The sequence below is a fragment of the Myceligenerans salitolerans genome (genome assembly GCF_017349295.1).
GTDB classification, from domain to species: domain Bacteria; phylum Actinomycetota; class Actinomycetes; order Actinomycetales; family Cellulomonadaceae; genus Myceligenerans; species Myceligenerans salitolerans.
In genome coordinates this window covers 35,182-49,643 of sequence record NZ_JAFMPK010000023.1, presented here as the reverse complement: position 1 = coordinate 49,643, position 14,462 = coordinate 35,182, and the positions used below count along the sequence as shown (strand labels likewise).

11 protein-coding genes are annotated in these 14,462 nt (G+C 69.7%); 2 read left to right on the top strand and 9 right to left on the bottom strand.

Going from position 1 to position 14,462, the window contains the following annotated elements:
* Positions 1-1,437, bottom strand: a 1,437-nt coding sequence (locus J0911_RS04050) for a GH1 family beta-glucosidase (protein ID WP_207274179.1), incomplete at its 3' end; no start/stop codon positions are given.
* Between the two features lie 193 nt (positions 1,438-1,630).
* Between J0911_RS04050 and J0911_RS04045 the strand changes: the two genes are divergently transcribed.
* Positions 1,631-1,900, top strand: coding sequence for a hypothetical protein (locus J0911_RS04045; protein ID WP_207274178.1), 270 nt, complete (start codon positions 1,631-1,633; stop codon positions 1,898-1,900).
* Here the strand turns inward: J0911_RS04045 and yicI are convergent.
* The 5 genes from yicI to J0911_RS04020 are packed head-to-tail and all read right to left on the bottom strand — an operon-like array spanning position 1,884 to position 9,503.
* Complete coding sequence (yicI, locus tag J0911_RS04040) at positions 1,884-4,190, bottom strand: alpha-xylosidase (protein ID WP_207274177.1); 2,307 nt, start codon at positions 4,188-4,190, stop codon at positions 1,884-1,886. The two genes, J0911_RS04045 and yicI, sit on opposite strands and share 17 nt — an antisense overlap.
* Before the next feature lie 55 nt (positions 4,191-4,245).
* A complete protein-coding gene (locus tag J0911_RS04035; protein ID WP_207274176.1) occupies positions 4,246-5,130 on the bottom strand; it encodes a carbohydrate ABC transporter permease in 885 nt (294 codons plus the stop codon).
* 1 nt (position 5,131) lies between these two features.
* Entirely contained in the window at positions 5,132-6,106 is a 975-nt protein-coding gene (locus J0911_RS04030; RefSeq protein ID WP_242636265.1) for a carbohydrate ABC transporter permease, read from the bottom strand.
* Positions 6,099-7,403, bottom strand: a complete 1,305-nt coding sequence (locus tag J0911_RS04025) for an ABC transporter substrate-binding protein (protein WP_207274175.1) — start codon at positions 7,401-7,403, stop codon at positions 6,099-6,101. Before J0911_RS04025 ends, J0911_RS04030 begins: the two co-directional genes overlap by 8 nt.
* Positions 7,404-7,439: 36 nt before the next feature.
* On the bottom strand, positions 7,440-9,503 hold the full coding sequence (locus tag J0911_RS04020; RefSeq protein WP_207274174.1) for a beta-galactosidase: 2,064 nt from the start codon (positions 9,501-9,503) through the stop codon (positions 7,440-7,442).
* A 233-nt stretch (positions 9,504-9,736) separates the two neighbouring features.
* Here J0911_RS04020 and J0911_RS04015 point away from each other — a divergent pair, with 233 nt between their 5' ends.
* Entirely contained in the window at positions 9,737-10,753 is a 1,017-nt protein-coding gene (locus tag J0911_RS04015) for a LacI family DNA-binding transcriptional regulator (RefSeq protein WP_207274173.1), read from the top strand.
* A 36-nt stretch (positions 10,754-10,789) separates the two neighbouring features.
* On the opposite strand, the gene J0911_RS04010 is transcribed toward J0911_RS04015, so the two are convergent.
* The 3 genes from J0911_RS04010 to J0911_RS04000 are packed head-to-tail and all read right to left on the bottom strand — an operon-like array spanning position 10,790 to position 14,404.
* Positions 10,790-11,692 (bottom strand): carbohydrate ABC transporter permease, encoded by a 903-nt coding sequence (locus tag J0911_RS04010; protein WP_307864901.1) that lies wholly within the window; start codon positions 11,690-11,692, stop codon positions 10,790-10,792.
* Between the two features lie 16 nt (positions 11,693-11,708).
* Positions 11,709-12,737: an ABC transporter permease gene (locus tag J0911_RS04005; protein WP_372434819.1), complete on the bottom strand. Its 1,029-nt coding sequence runs from the start codon at positions 12,735-12,737 to the stop codon at positions 11,709-11,711.
* Positions 12,734-14,404: an extracellular solute-binding protein gene (locus tag J0911_RS04000; RefSeq protein ID WP_207274172.1), complete on the bottom strand. Its 1,671-nt coding sequence runs from the start codon at positions 14,402-14,404 to the stop codon at positions 12,734-12,736. The genes J0911_RS04005 and J0911_RS04000 overlap by 4 nt, the downstream gene beginning before the upstream one ends.
* Positions 14,405-14,462 lie beyond the last annotated feature (58 nt).

Sequence of the window (14,462 nt, the reverse complement as noted above, 5' to 3'; positions counted from 1 at the left end):
GATTTCGGTGATGGCGGGGAGTGTCCGGCTGGTTGTGAGGCGGCGGTACCAGTGGGCGGAGTCTTTCCAGGTGCGTTCCTGGGTGGTGTAGTCGACTCGGATGATGCCGAAGCGGCGGTCGTATCCGTAGGCCCATTCGAAGTTGTCCAGCAGGGACCAGGCGAAGTAGCCGCGCACGTCCGCGCCTTTGTCGCGGGCCTGGGCGAGTGCTTCGATGTGGTCGTGCAGGTACTGCACCCGGCGAGGGTCGTGCACGCGGGCGACGCCGCCGGTGAGGGTGACCTCGTCGTCGAACGCGGCGCCGTTCTCGGTGACCATCAGTGGCAGGTGCGGGTAGCGTTCGTGCAGTTCCATGAGCAGGTCGGTCAGGCCGGCGGGTTCGATGTTCCAGCCCATCGCGGTCCAGGGGCCCGGCTGGGGCAGGAACTCCACGTCCTCGGCCCCGATCCACGGGTTGCCCGCGGAGTCCTTGTGCCCGTCGGCCTGCTGCCGTTGCCCCTGGCCCGACCACGCCCGCACGCGAGCGGTCGAGTAGTAGTTCACCCCGAGCACGGTCAGCGGCTGCCGGGTCAGGTCCAGGTCCCCGTCGTGCACGAACGACCAGTCGGTGAGCTCGGCCGTACGCTCGAGCAGGCCCGCGGGATAGGCGCCCTCCAGCAGCGGGCCGAGGAAGGAGTCGTTGGCGATCTGGTCGGCCTTGCGCTTGGCGTCCAGGTCGAGGTCCGAGGCCGGGTCGTCGGGCCGCACGACGTGGAGGTTCAGCGTGATCGAGACCTTCGCGTCCGCGCCCAGGACGTCACGGATCTCCCGCACGGCCAGCCCGTGGGCCAGGTTCAGGTGGTGGATCGCGGTCAGAGCGGCCACGGGGTCGCTGATCCCCGGGGCGTGGACACCCGAGCCGTAGCCCAGCAGGGCCGTGCACCAGGGCTCGTTCAACGTCGTCCAGACATCCACCCGGTCACCGAACTCCTCGGCCATACGGCGGGCGTAGACCGCGAACGCCTCCGCGGTCGCACGGTTCGTCCAGCCACCGGCATCCTGCAACTCCTGCGGAAGATCCCAGTGGTACAGCGTGACCACAGGCTTGACACCCACAGCCAGCAGCGCATCAAGGAGATCGGAGTAGAACCCGATCCCCTCCGCATTGAACTCACCACCCCCACCCGGCTGCACCCTGGGCCACGCGATCGAGAACCGGTAGGCATCCAGACCCAGGTCCGCGATATGCCCCACATCCTCCCGCCACCGGTGGAAATGATCATCAGCCACATCCCCCGTATCCCCATTCAACGTCTTACCCGGCGTATGCGAGAACGTGTCCCAGATCGACAAGCCACGCCCACCCTCGCTCACGCCCCCCTCAATCTGATAAGACGCCGTCGCCGACCCCCAGACGAAGTCGTCGGGGAAGGTGCGGGCGTCGCTCGGTGTCGTCATGTGTGTCTCCTGAAATCGATGTCGAACAGCAAGGGTCGAACTCGGGTGTCGGTGGCGACAACGCCGTCGTCGACGTCGGCCACCAGGTCTATCGTCACCCGCGAGCGCCGGAGAGGGAAACCGGGTGGCGGGGCTGGAGGTGTGCGGGTATCTTCGAACATGTTTACGACGACGGGTGACGGAGGTAGGCAGGATGTCAGCAGTGGAAGCGGCCCTGGCCGCGGCGATCGACGCGATAGCGACGACGCCGGCGGTCGTCTACCGACACCCGGATGTCGCCCACCCGGGGCGTACCGCGTTCGGCACCCGGTACGACGTCGTGGTCCGTCCGGCGCCCCTGCACGTACCCGCCGGTCCCCCTCGGCCCGCGGGGGTCCCGGCGGGTGCCACCGGGCTCCCCGGCGGTACGGACCTGGACGCACCGGCCGGGGCCGCCCGCCCGGAGATCACCCGGCCACGGTGACCACCACCTCGCCCGGGCCCTCTGCCCGGGCGCGGCGTCCGGCTACCTCGACGCCCCAGGCCGCAGGGGCGTCCGCGGAGCTCACGCGCAGCGTGTCGCCGGTCCGGCGCACCGTGAACCGCCCGGGCTCCCCGGTCCCGCCGGGCACCACGACATCGCGCTCGAAACCGTCGGGGAGTTCGAAGCAGTGCAGGGTGACGCCCTCTGCCCACGCGTAGTCCGGCCGGTCGTCGCGAGCGCCCACCGGGATCACCGAACCCGGCCGTGCGAGCAGGGGCAGCGAGTCGAACCCGTGCTCCTCGACGATCCACCGGGACCCGCGAACCGTTGCGTCGCCCGCTGCCGGGGCGCCGTCGGCGGCGAGCGCCGGAAGCAGCCTGGTCCACTCGCCCTCGGGCAGGTAGTAGCTCACCCGGCCCTCGGCGCTGAACACGGGGGCCACGAGCAGGTCACCCCCGAGCATGTACTGGGTGTCGACGGTGGAGGCCGCGGGGTCGTGCGGGAACTCCAGGATCATCGGGCGCATGACCGGTGTGCCTGCGCTGTCCACCTCGGCAGTTGCCTGGCCGAGGTACGGCATGAGGGACATCTTCAGCCGGGTGAAGCGGCGCAGGACGTCGACGGCCTCGTCGTCGAACGCCCAGGGCACGCGGTAGGAGTCGGAGCCGTGGAGGCGCGAGTGCGAGGACAGCAGTCCGAACGCGGTCCAGCGCTTGAACACCGCCGGGTCGGGCGTGCCCTCGAACCCGCCGATGTCGTGGCTCCAGTAGCCGAACCCGGACAGTGACAGCGACAGGCCGCCCCGCAGCGACTCCGCCATGGAGACGAACGTGGACTCGCAGTCCCCGCCCCAGTGCACGGGGAAGGACTGGGTGCCCGCGGTCGCGGACCGGGCGAACACGACGGCCTCTCCCCGCCCTCGTTCCTGTTCGAGCAGTTCGAAGACAGCCTTGTTGTACAGGTAGGCGTAGTAGTTGTGCATGCGCTGCGGGTCGGACCCGTCGTGCCAGACGACGTCGGTGGGGATGCGCTCCCCGAAGTCCGTCTTGAAGCAGTCCACACCCTGGTCCAGCAGCACCCGCAGCTTCTCCTGGTACCAGGCCGTGGCCTCGGGGTTGGTGAAGTCGACCAGGGCCATCCCGGCCTGCCACTTGTCCCACTGCCAGACGTCGCCGCCGGGTGTGGTCACCAGGTAGCCCTTCTCCTTGCCCTCCTGGAACAGGTGCGAGCGCTGGGCGATGTACGGGTTGATCCAGACGCACACCTTCAGCCCACGTTCGTGGAGCCGGGCCAGCATGCCCTCGGGGTCGGGGAACGTCGCCGGGTCCCACACGAAGTCGCACCAGTGGAACTGACGCATCCAGAAGCAGTCGAAGTGGAACACCGACAGCGGGATGTCGCGCTCGGCCATCCCGTCGATGAAGCTCGTGACGGTGGCCTCGTCGTAGTCCGTCGTGAACGACGTCGAGAGCCACAGGCCGAACGACCAGGCCGGGACGTCGGCGGGCCGTCCGGTGAGCGCGGTGTAGCGGCGCAGGACGTCGGCCGGTGTCGCCCCGTGGATCACGTAGTACTGGAGCGACTGGCCCGGCACGGAGAACTGGGTACGGCTGACCACTTCGGAGCCCACCTCGAACGACACGTGCTCCGGGTGGGCGACGAACACGCCGTAGCCGCGGTTGGTGAGGTAGAACGGGACGTTCTTGTAGGCCTGCTCGCTCGCCGTGCCGCCGTCCTCGTTCCAGATGTCGACGCTCTGGCCGTTCTTCACGAACGCGCCGAACCGCTCACCCAGCCCGTAGACGTGCTCGCCGACACCGAGCGCGAGCTGCTCGTGCACGAAGTCCCCCTCCGGCGTGGTCGCGATGCCGATGCTCCGGGCCGACGACGAGGTGAGGACCTCGCCGTCGGCCAGGAAGTCGACCTGCCACGGGCCGTCGGTGGCGACGCGGGCCGTGAGGCCGCCCGAGGTGAACTCCGCCGGGCCGTCACCCGGCGTCTCGGGCGTGCTGACCTTGACCACGCCCGGCTCGCGGTGGACCGTGAAGTGCGGCCCGGGGTCACGGCGGCCCTGGTGGTGCTCGATCCGTACGCCGATCACGTCGTCCGCCGGCGCGTCGAACGTCACGGTCACGACCGGGCGGTTCAGCGTGTCGCCGCGACGGGTGATCGGCGCGGTGGGCGCGTACACCGTCAGGGTGTCGGTGCCGGCCTCCACGGCGTCGACGTCCCGGGGACGGAGCATCTCGACGCCGGGTCGCAGCTGCCAGTAGCCGTCGGTGAATCTCATGCCTGATACCTCGCTTGATCCTGATCGGGGTCGTGGTCCAGCGGGCTGCGCGCGGTCACTTGACCGCCCCAGCGGTCACGCCCCGGGTCAGGGTGCGCTGGAAGATGAGGAAGAACACCACGGCGGGCACGAGGGAGACGAGCGTCCCCGCGTTGATGGTGGGTGCGTCCATCATCCGGTCGCCCTGGAGAGAAGCCAGCGCGATCGGGATGGTCTGGGTGTCGTTGGTGGTCAGCATGACCAGGGGAATGAAGAACTCGTTCCAGGTCCAGATGAAGAAGAAGATCATCAGGACGGACAGCGTGGGCCGCATGATCGGGAAGACGACCTGCCACAGGATGCGCCACCGGCTCGCGCCGTCGAGCGCCGCCGCCTCCAGGAGCGCCGGCGGGAACGTGCCGAGCACCGAGGCCAGCAGATAGGTGCCGAAGGCCGACTGGATGACGGTGAAGATGATGATCACCGACCACTGCGAGTTCGACAGGCCCACGGACTGCGCCATGGTGAACAGCGGGTAGATCAGGGCCTCCTGCGGCAGCATGTTCGCCAGCAGGAAGAGCGTGACGATCCACAGTCGCCCCTTCACCCGGCCGATGCCGATCGCGTAGGCGTTCAGCAGTGACAGCAGCGCGCCCAGCACGGCCACGACCGCGGAGATGAAGACGGAGTTCCAGAGCTTGACCGGGAACTCGGTGCGCTCCCAGAAGGCCAGCACCCCGTCGAGGTAGATGCTCGACGGCAGGGACAACGGCCCGTTGGCCGAGTACTCCTGCGGCGACTTGACCGCGTTGAGCAGCATGATGCCGAACGGCGCGAGGATCACGAGCCCCACGAGGACCGCGACGGCCAGCACGAGCCAGCGGCCGATCCCACGCCGGTACCGTGAGTCGATGCCGGTGCGGCGCGTCCCCGCCGCGCGCACGGATGTGGCGACGGCCATGTCAGATCCCCTCTCGCTCACGTCGCTCCGCCCGGCTCTGCAGGCCGAGGATGATCACGGCGACCACGACGATCACGAGCGTGAGCACCGTGGCGATCGCCGCTCCGTAGCCGACCTGGGACTTGTCGAAAAAACTCAGGTAGGAGTAGTAGCTCGGCACCAGGGTCGAGCTCTCCGGGCCTCCGCGTGTCAGCACGTAGATGGGCGCGAACACCTTCAGGGCCGCCACCGTGCAGGTCAGGGTGACCACGAACGTCTCCGGCCGGATCTGGGGCACGGTGATGGCACGGAACCGGTGCCACCACCCCGCACCGTCGAGCTCGGCCGCCTCGTACAGCTCGGGGTCCACCCGCTGCAGCGCCGCCATGAAGATGACCACCGGGTAGCCGACCTGGATCCAGATCAGCACGAGCATCACGGACGGCAGCGCCGTGGCGGGGTCACCGAGCCAGTTGGGCGGCGTGTCGATGCCCAGGCCGCGCAGGATCTCGTTGAGCGCGCCGGTCTGCGAGTTCAGGATCCAGTTCCACAGCACGCCCGCCACCGCCACGGGCAGGATCTGAGGCAGGTAGTAGGTCGCCCGGAGCACCGACGAGACCCGCTCGCCGAACCGCCGTCCGAGGTAGTCGAACAGCACCGCCGCGAGCAGCAGCCCGATGGCCGTGGGCACGAGCACCATCGCGACGATCATGGCCACGGAGTTGCCGAACGAGGTCCAGAACTGGTCGTCGCCCAGCAGGTCCGCGTAGTTGCCCAGCCCGTTCCAGCGCAGCGGCGCCATGCCGCCGCGCCACTTGAACAGGCTGAAGTACACGTTCGTCAGGAGCGGGTAGCCGATCACCACGGCGAACGCGACCGCGCCGGGCAACAGGTAGGGCAGATAGCCCACCCACGCCGGCCGGCCGCGGCGCGGTGCTCGCGGGCGCCGCTCCGCCCGCGAGCGCCGTGCCGTGAGGATGCTGGTGCTGTCAGCCATCGAGCAGGTCGGCCTTGCCCTCGTCGTACGCGCTCTGGAGCCCGTCGAGCACCTCGTCCGGGGTCTTGGAGCGGTTCACCAGCGACTGGAGCTGGCTGACGATCACGTCGTAGTAGCCGGGAACCGGCCAGTCGGGGTAGAACGCGAGGCCGTCGTCGTCCAGGATCGCCTGGAAGTTCTCGGTGAGCTCACGGGTGCGCTCGTCGTCGATGACCGAGGCGTCGCCGGCCACGGGCAGGCCACCCTCGGTGGCCAGCACGTTCTGCACCTCGGGTCGCAGCGTGATGTCGATGAACTCCTGGGCCAGGCTCGGGGAGTCCGCGTTCGCAGGGACCACCCACAGGTTGCCCGACGAGCCCGGGTGCAGCTCGTTGCCGGGGAAGTTGAACTGGCCCCAGTCGGCCTGGACCTCGGTCGCGAGGCGGCCGAACCACCAGGAGCCGCTGACCATGATCGGGTAGGTCCCGTCGATGAACGAGACGCCCATGTCCTCGGCCGTGAGCGCCGCGGAGTCGGACGCGATGTAGCCCTTGTCGATCCACTCGTCGAGCGTCCGTGTGGCCTGCGTCATCGCCTCGCCGTGGAAGTCGACGTCGTCGGCGAAGAGCTGGTAGTCGTCCACCAGGTCCCGGTCGCCGTAGGCGAGCACCAGCTCGTACCAGAGCTGGCCCAGCGGGTACTCGGCACCGGCCTCGGCCAGCGGGGTGATGTCCTCCTCCTTGAAGGCGGCGAGCACGTCCTCGAACTCCTCGAGGGTGGTGGGCTCCTCGAGACCGAGTTCGGCGAACATCTCCTTGTTGTAGTAGACGCCCACGAACTCGCCGTAGTTGGGCACTCCGTACCACTCGCCGGAGCCCATGAGGCCCTGTTCGTCGTACATCGCGGTGGTCGCCAGCGAGCCGGTGAGCGTCTCGTCCCACCCACGCTCGGCGGCCTCGTCGGTGAGCGGGGTCAGGAGACCCTGGGCCGCGAGCTGGCCGGCGGTCGCGTTGCCCTTGTTGAACTCCATGACGTCGGGCACGTCGTCGCCCGTGAGAACGATCTTGGCGTTCTTCTGGATCTGTTCGAACGTCTGCTTCTCGACGTCGACGGTCACGTCCGGGTTCTCCTCCTCGAAGATCCGGATGGCCTCGGCCCACGCCTGGCCCATCGCCGAGTCGTCGTTCTCGTAGTGCCAGATCGTCAGGGTGCTGTCGTCGGTGTCGCCACCGCCTCCGGTCTGACCGGTGCAGCCGGCCAGGACCAGGGCGCCCGCCAGCGCGGTGCCCACCAGGGTCGTCGTTCGCGTGTGGTGCATTGCGTGTCTCCTTGTTTCGCAGAGCCCGGGAGGGGCTCAGTGCCCGACGTCGGCCGGCAGCAGCGCCACCGCGTCGGTCGGTCCTACGGTCACCTCGCACGAGAGGGCCGTGCCGGTGAGCAGGTCGGTCCAGGCGCCTGGCACGGGGATGCGCGCCGGTGCCCCGGAGTGGTTGAGCAGGAACAGGACGTCGCCGCGGTGCACGGCCTCGATCTCGTGGCCGGGCGGCCGGCCCGCGTTGACGTCGGGCAGGCCGGGCAGCGCGGGGCCGACCCCGGCCGAGTCGAGCGCCGCGCGCAGGACGGCGGCGAGTGTGGCGTCGTCGGGCACCGTGCCGAGGTACCAGGCGGTGCCGCGGCGGGAGGCTTCGCCGTCCGGCGCCGGGTGCCGGGTGATCGCGGGGGCGTCGGCGAGGTGGCCGGACGCGAATCTCGCGAGCACGTCGGCGCCGTCGGTCCGGAGGCGTTCGCCCAGGACGTGCGCCTCGCCCGAGGGGTCGAGGCGCACACCGTCGTCCGGCAGCGGGGCCCATTCCTCACCGCTCACGCCGAGCACGCCGGCGAGCAGCACGGGGAACCGGCCGGGACGCACGTGCCCGTTCGCGTCGGCGACACCGCTGAACGGGCCGACGACGAGGCTGGCACCCCGCCGAACCGCTCCGGCCAGGAGCTCGGCGTCGGCCGGCTCCATGATGTACAGCGTGGGCGCCAGGACGACGTCGTACCGGGTCAGGTCGGTTCCCGGGGAGACGACGTCGGCCGCCACGCCGTCGGTCCACAGGACGCGGTGCCAGGCGCGCAGCTGCTCGATCGGGTCGAGCCGGTCCGTCGGCCGGGCCTGCTCCGTGGCGGCCCACCAGGAGGACCAGTCCCACAGCAGGGCCACGCGCGCGGGGACTCGCCCGCCGGTGACAGGCCGCAGACGCGCGAGATCCGCGCCGAGACGGCGGATCCCGTGGTGGGCGAGGGTGTCGGGTCCGGCGTGGGGAAGCATCGCGGAGTGGAAGCGTTCGGCGCCGGCGCGCGAGGCACGCCACTGGAAGAAGCAGATCCCGTCCGCGCCTCGGGCCACCGCCTGCAGCGACTCCAGTCGTGAGCGCTCGGGGGACTTCGGCAGGTTGTGCGGCCGCCAGCTCACCGCACCGGCGGCCTGTTCCATGAGGATCCAGGGCGCGCCCGCGCGGAGGGACCTCATCAGGTCCTGCTGCAGCGCCGACGAGGACGGGGCGTGCGGGTCGGCCGGGTCGGGGTAGGCGTCGTCGGCGACGACGTCGAGCTCGGTGGCCCACGACGCGTAGTCGGCGAGGGGGAAGAAGCCCATGAGGTTCGTGGTGACCGGGTGGGTGGCGCCGGCGGCGCGGATCGCGTCGCGCTGCTCGCGGTAGATCTCCAGCAGCAGGTCCGAGGAGTACCGGCGCCAGTCCAGCGCCTGCGTGGGGTTGGCGTGGTACGGCATGCGGCGTGGCGGCAGGATCTCGTCGAACGCGGCGTAGCGCTGGGACCAGAAGGAGGTGCCCCAGGCCTGGTTGAGGCCGTCGATGTCGCCGTAGCGTGCGCGCAGCCAGGCGCGGAACCGTGCCGCCGCCTCGTCGCCGTAGCAGATCTGACCCAGTTCGTTGCCCACGTGCCACATCCGCACGGCCGGGTGGTTCGCGTACCGCCGCGCGAGGTCGCGCGTGATCGCGAGAGCGGCGTCGCGGTACGTCCGTGACGCCGGGCTGAAGTGGTTCCGTGAGCCGGCCACGAGCCGCACCCCGTCCGCGTCCACGGGCAGGGTCTCGGGATGCCGGGCACCCAGCCACGCCGGCGGTGATGCCGTGGGAGTCGCCAGGTCCACGCCGATCCCGTGCTCGTGGAGCAGGTCGAGCACCTCGTCCATCCAGCCGAACTCGCGGGCCCCGGGAGTGGGCTCGTACATCGCCCAGCTGAAGACGCCGACGGTCACGAGGTTGACGCCGGCCTCCCGCATGAGACGTGCGTCGTCGCGCCACACCTCACGGGGCCACTGCTCGGGGTTGTAGTCCCCGCCGAAGCAGATGCCGGTGTCCGCCACCAGCGCACCGAACCCGTCGGTCGTCACTGTCGTCGTGGTCGTCGGCATCGTCACCCTCCTGTCAGACGTCTGCGTCTGGCTCTCACTTCGAAGATTCGTCGAAGCGGTTCAACACGCTAGCGCTAGGCAGGGACTCGTGTCTAGTGCCATGATTGGCGAACGCGTCCAGATTCTTGTCGAAGCGCTTCCATGGCATGAGGCACACTGATGTGCCGGCATGCGCCGAGCACCCCGACCTGCCGCCGCACCGGGCACCGCGGCACCAGACCAGAAGGAGCACTGTGGCCACGATCGACGACGTCGCCAAGGCAGCCGGAGTCTCGGCCTCGACCGTGTCGTACGTGCTGTCGGGCAAACGGCCCATCTCAGCGCCCACACGCGCCCGCGTCGAGCGCGCCATCGAGAAGCTCGGCTACCGGCCGCACGCCGGGGCGAGGGCGCTGGCCTCGGCCCGCACCAACGTCATCGCCCTGATGGCCCCCCTGCGGGTGGGGGTGAACGTCCCGGTCATCATGCAGTTCGTCACGGGCGTGGTCACGCGCGCCAGGGACTTCGACCACGACGTGCTCCTGCTGACCCAGGACGACGTGAGCGGCCTCGACCGCGTGACCGGCGGCTCCATGGTGGATGCGCTGGTCATGATGGACATCGAGGCGGATGACCCCCGGGTCCCGCTGGTGGCCGCGGCCAAGCAGCCGAGCGTCCTCATCGGCCTGCCGGAGGATCCCGAGGGTCTCAGCTGCGTCGACCTCGACTTCGAGGCCGCGGGCCGGCTCGCCGTGCGGCACCTCGCGGCGGCCGGCCACGCCGACGTCGCGCTCGTCGGCTCACCGCCCGAGGTGCTGCGGCGGCACACCTCGTACGCCGAACGGCTGATGCGCGGCCTGCGGAACCAGGCCAGGGCCTCCGACGTCACGGTACGGGTGGAGGCCTGCGACTCCTCGCCGTCGGGCGCATCAGAGGCGGTGGACACGCTGCTGGCGGCCGCACCCGGCACCACGGGGATCATCGTGCACAACGAGGGCGCCCTGCCCCACGTGCTGTCGCGGCTCGCCGAGCGCGACATCGTGGTCGGCGAGGACATGTCCGTGGTCGCGGTCTGTCCCAGGGACGTCGCCCTCGCCCAGCGCATCCCCATGACCAGCATCGACCTTCCCGCCGAGGACATCGGGCGGGTCGCCGTCGACATGGTGATGGCCAGGCTCGACGGCGAGCACCCCTCCGAGACGCGGCTGCTCGCCCCCGTGCTCACCGAGCGGGAGAGCTCGGCACCCGGACCCGCCGCCGGCGACGGCTGACGGCGGCGGGCGACGCCGCCCGCCGCCGACCGTCGGCTACCCCTTGATCGCGCCCAGGATCACCCCCTTGGTGAAGTGCCGCTGCACGAACGGGTACACGAGGAGCACCGGGATCACCGCGAGCACCAGCACCGCCATCTTCACCGGCAGTCCGGTGACGGCGCCGTCGTCGACGTCGACCTGGCCGGTCCCGCTGCCGGGCAGCGTCACGCCCTGCAGCACGTAGGAACGCAGCACGAGCTGGAGCGGCCACTTGGCGTTGTCGTTGATGTACAGCATCGCGTTGAAGAACGCGTTCCAGTAGCCGACCCCGTAGAACAGGGCGACCACGGCGATCGCGGCCTTCGACATCGGCAGCACGATCCGTCCGAGGATGAGCCAGTCGCTCGCCCCGTCCACGCGTGCCGCGTCAAGGATCTCCCGGTCGATCCCCATGAAGAACGACCGCAGGATCAGCACGTTGAACGCGGAGACCGCCGTCGGGAGGATCAGGGACCAGTACGAGTCGATCAGCCCCAGATTGCTCACCAGCAGGTACGTGGGGATCATCCCGGCGCCGAAGAACATCGTGACGAGGAACACGAACAGGATGGGCCGGTGCCACAGCGAACCCGGCCGGCTCATCCCGTAGGCGGCGAGGATCGACACGACCGTCGACAGCGCCGTGCCGACCGCCGTCACGCCGATCGACACCAGCGTCGCCCGCGTCACGATGCCACCGGACAGGATCTGCTCGTACGCGGCCAGGGAAAGGGTCCCGGGCACGGTGACGAGCCCACCGGCCCGCGTGACGTCCGTCTGCGAGGAGAAGCTCGTGAGCACGATCGTGTACAGCGGGAACAGGACGGCCGCCACGATGGCGACCAGCACCAGGGCCTTGACCACCAGCCCTGCCGGGTTCGGGTCCTCCTCCCAGACGGGCCGGTTCCTTCCCCGCACGAACTTCCGGTACGAACTAGCGCTCAGCACGCTGATACACCCCCGCTTCCCCGAAGACGTGCGCCACCCGGTTCGCGGCCAGCACCAGGATCAGCGACACGATGCCCTTCACCAGACCGGCCGCCGCCGCGAACGCCCAGTCACCGTTGACGACGCCCTGGTAGTACACGAAGGTGTCGAGCACCTCCGAGACCCCCACACCCACGGCGTTGCGCTGCAGGATGAGCTGCTCGAAGCCGACGGTGAGCGAGTCACCCAGCCGCAGGATGAGCAGCAGCACGATCACCGGCCGCAGCGCCGGCAGGGTCACGTGCCACATGCGCCGCCACCGGCCCGCGCCGTCGACCACCGCCGCCTCGTAGAGGTTCGGGTTCACCGTGCTGAGGGCCGCGAGGAAGATGATGATCCCCCATCCGGCGTCCTTCCAGACCACCTGGGCCGTGATGAGCAGGTAGAACGTGTCGGGGTCCGTCATGAGGTCGAACCCGGTGTACCCCGCGTCCCGCAGCCGCCCGGCCACGTACCCCGCCCCGCCGAAGATCTGCTGGAAGATCGTCACGACGATCACCCAGGAGAAGAAGTGCGGCAGGTACACGATGGACTGGATCGTGGTCCGGAGCGTCGGCGACAGGACGCTGTGCAGCAACAGCGCCAGCGCGATCGGCACCGGGAAGAACAGCACGATCTGGAACGCGGAGATGATCAGCGTGTTGACCACCGCGTCGAGGAACAGCGGATTGGTGAACACCCGCTCGAAGTTCCACCAGCCCACGAACGGGCTGTCCAGGAAGCCGGTGTACGGCGAGTAGTCCTGCCAGGCGATGACGTTGCCGAGCATCGGCACGTACGCGAACACCGTGAGCAGGGCCACCGCCGGGAGGACCATGAGCAGCAGGGCCCCGTCGCGGCGCAGCCGGGCACGCAAGGAGATCTTCCGGCGTTTCCCGGGAGCCCGTGACGGCGGAGCGGGCGGCCTGCCGGCCCTTCGGCCGTCCTCGGCCCTCTCCCCCGGCGCTCCCGTGCGGGACTCGACGTGCACGCTCACTGCTTGTCCAGGATGTCCTGGTAGAAGGCGCGGAGTTCCTCACCACCGGAGGAGCGCCAGGTGTCGAGGGCCTCGTCGAGGTCGGCGAGCGTCTTGCGGCCGCGCGCGATGTCCTTCTCGAGGTCCTCGAACGGGGTGTTCAGCGACGCGAACCGCTGCGGCTCGGTGATCTGCGTGCCGTAGAACAGCGGCTCCTCGACGTACTGCGCCGCGTCGGCCATCCACGTGCAGAAGTCCTCGACGAACCCCGGGTACTGCACCTTCGTGTTCACCACGGGCGGGTCGACGAGGAAGATGTACGACTGTGCCACCTCGGTGGCCGCCGCGTCCGTGGGCACCGGCAGGCCGTCGGCGTCCAGGGTGTAGTGGTCGCCCTCGATGCCGTTGTTGATGAGCTGGTACTCGGCCGTCCCGAACGGTGAGGCGATGAAGTCGGCCACGGCCAGCAGTTCTTCGATCTCCGCCTTGTTCTCCCGCTTCTTGAGGAACGAGAAGATGTTCGCCGGCACCCCCTTCCACAGACGGGGCGTGCCGCCGTCGTGCGCGATCGGGGCGAACGGCTGCGGGTCGAAGTCCGGGTTGCCGGGCAGTACGCGACCCAGCGACTCGTGCCAGCCGCCGACGCCGTCGGTGGCGATGGCGATCTGCCCGGACTCGAAGAGCGGCTTGATCTCCTCGGCCTTGTCGGCGACGGCGTCGGGGTGCACGGCGCCGGACTTGTACAGGCGGGTCTGCCAGTCGAGGGCCGCGCGGTACTCCTCGGACTCCATGCGGCTGACCAGCGAGCCGTCGTCGGCGAGCTTCCAGTTGTTCGTGGGCGGGACCGCGAACATCATGTTCGCCGCGACCCACTGGTCGGCCGAACCCCACCGGTTCCTGCCGGGGTCGGTCAGCTCCTTGGCGATCTCGATGAACTCGTCGGCGTCTCTCGGCTGCTCGGAGATGCCCAGCTCGGCGAAGATGTCCGCCCGGTGGAAGATGGCGTTCTGCACCAGCTCACCGGGGAACGGCAGGCCGTAGAGCTTGTCGTTGAAGACGCAGTAGCGCCAGGCGTCCGTGGGGATGTTCGCCAGGTTCTTGTACCGCGTGATGTTGTCGCCGGACAGGAAGGGCGTGAGGTCCTCGAAGAGCGCCTCGACGGCCTGTCCGAACCGTGGCGGGACGTTCCAGGTGGGGATGCAGACCCAGTCCGGCACGTCCTTCTCCGAGGCCAGGACGGCGGCCAGCTTGTCGCCGTAGGTGTTGCCGTCAGAGATCTGGAAACCGATGGTGGTGCCCATCGCGGCGCTGACGGCCTCGAAGTACGGGTTGCCGTCGATCTTCGGGATCGCGCTCCACAGCGGCGTCATCGCCGTGTAGGAGCCGCCGGAGCCGGGCGGGGTCTCGAAGGCGGTGACGAGTTCCTCCGGGATCGACGCGTACCCGGCGGTGGAGCCGTTCACGCTCGGGAAGTCCGGTGTCACGTACTCGACCGGGACGTAGGTGGGCAGCACACCGGAACTCACGGTGCCTCCGCCCTCGACGGGCCCGGCGGGGCCGCTGGTGCACGCCGTGAGCAAGGACGGGACGCCGACGGCACCCGCTCCCAGCGCGACGAGCCCGAGGAACGACCGACGGTTCACGGGGCCGACGGCGGTCGATGCCGCGGCAAGGGGGTTCTGGGACATGGACTTCACTCCTTCGTGAGCGACGCACTGCACTGTGGCCGGGCCCGACGACGGTAGC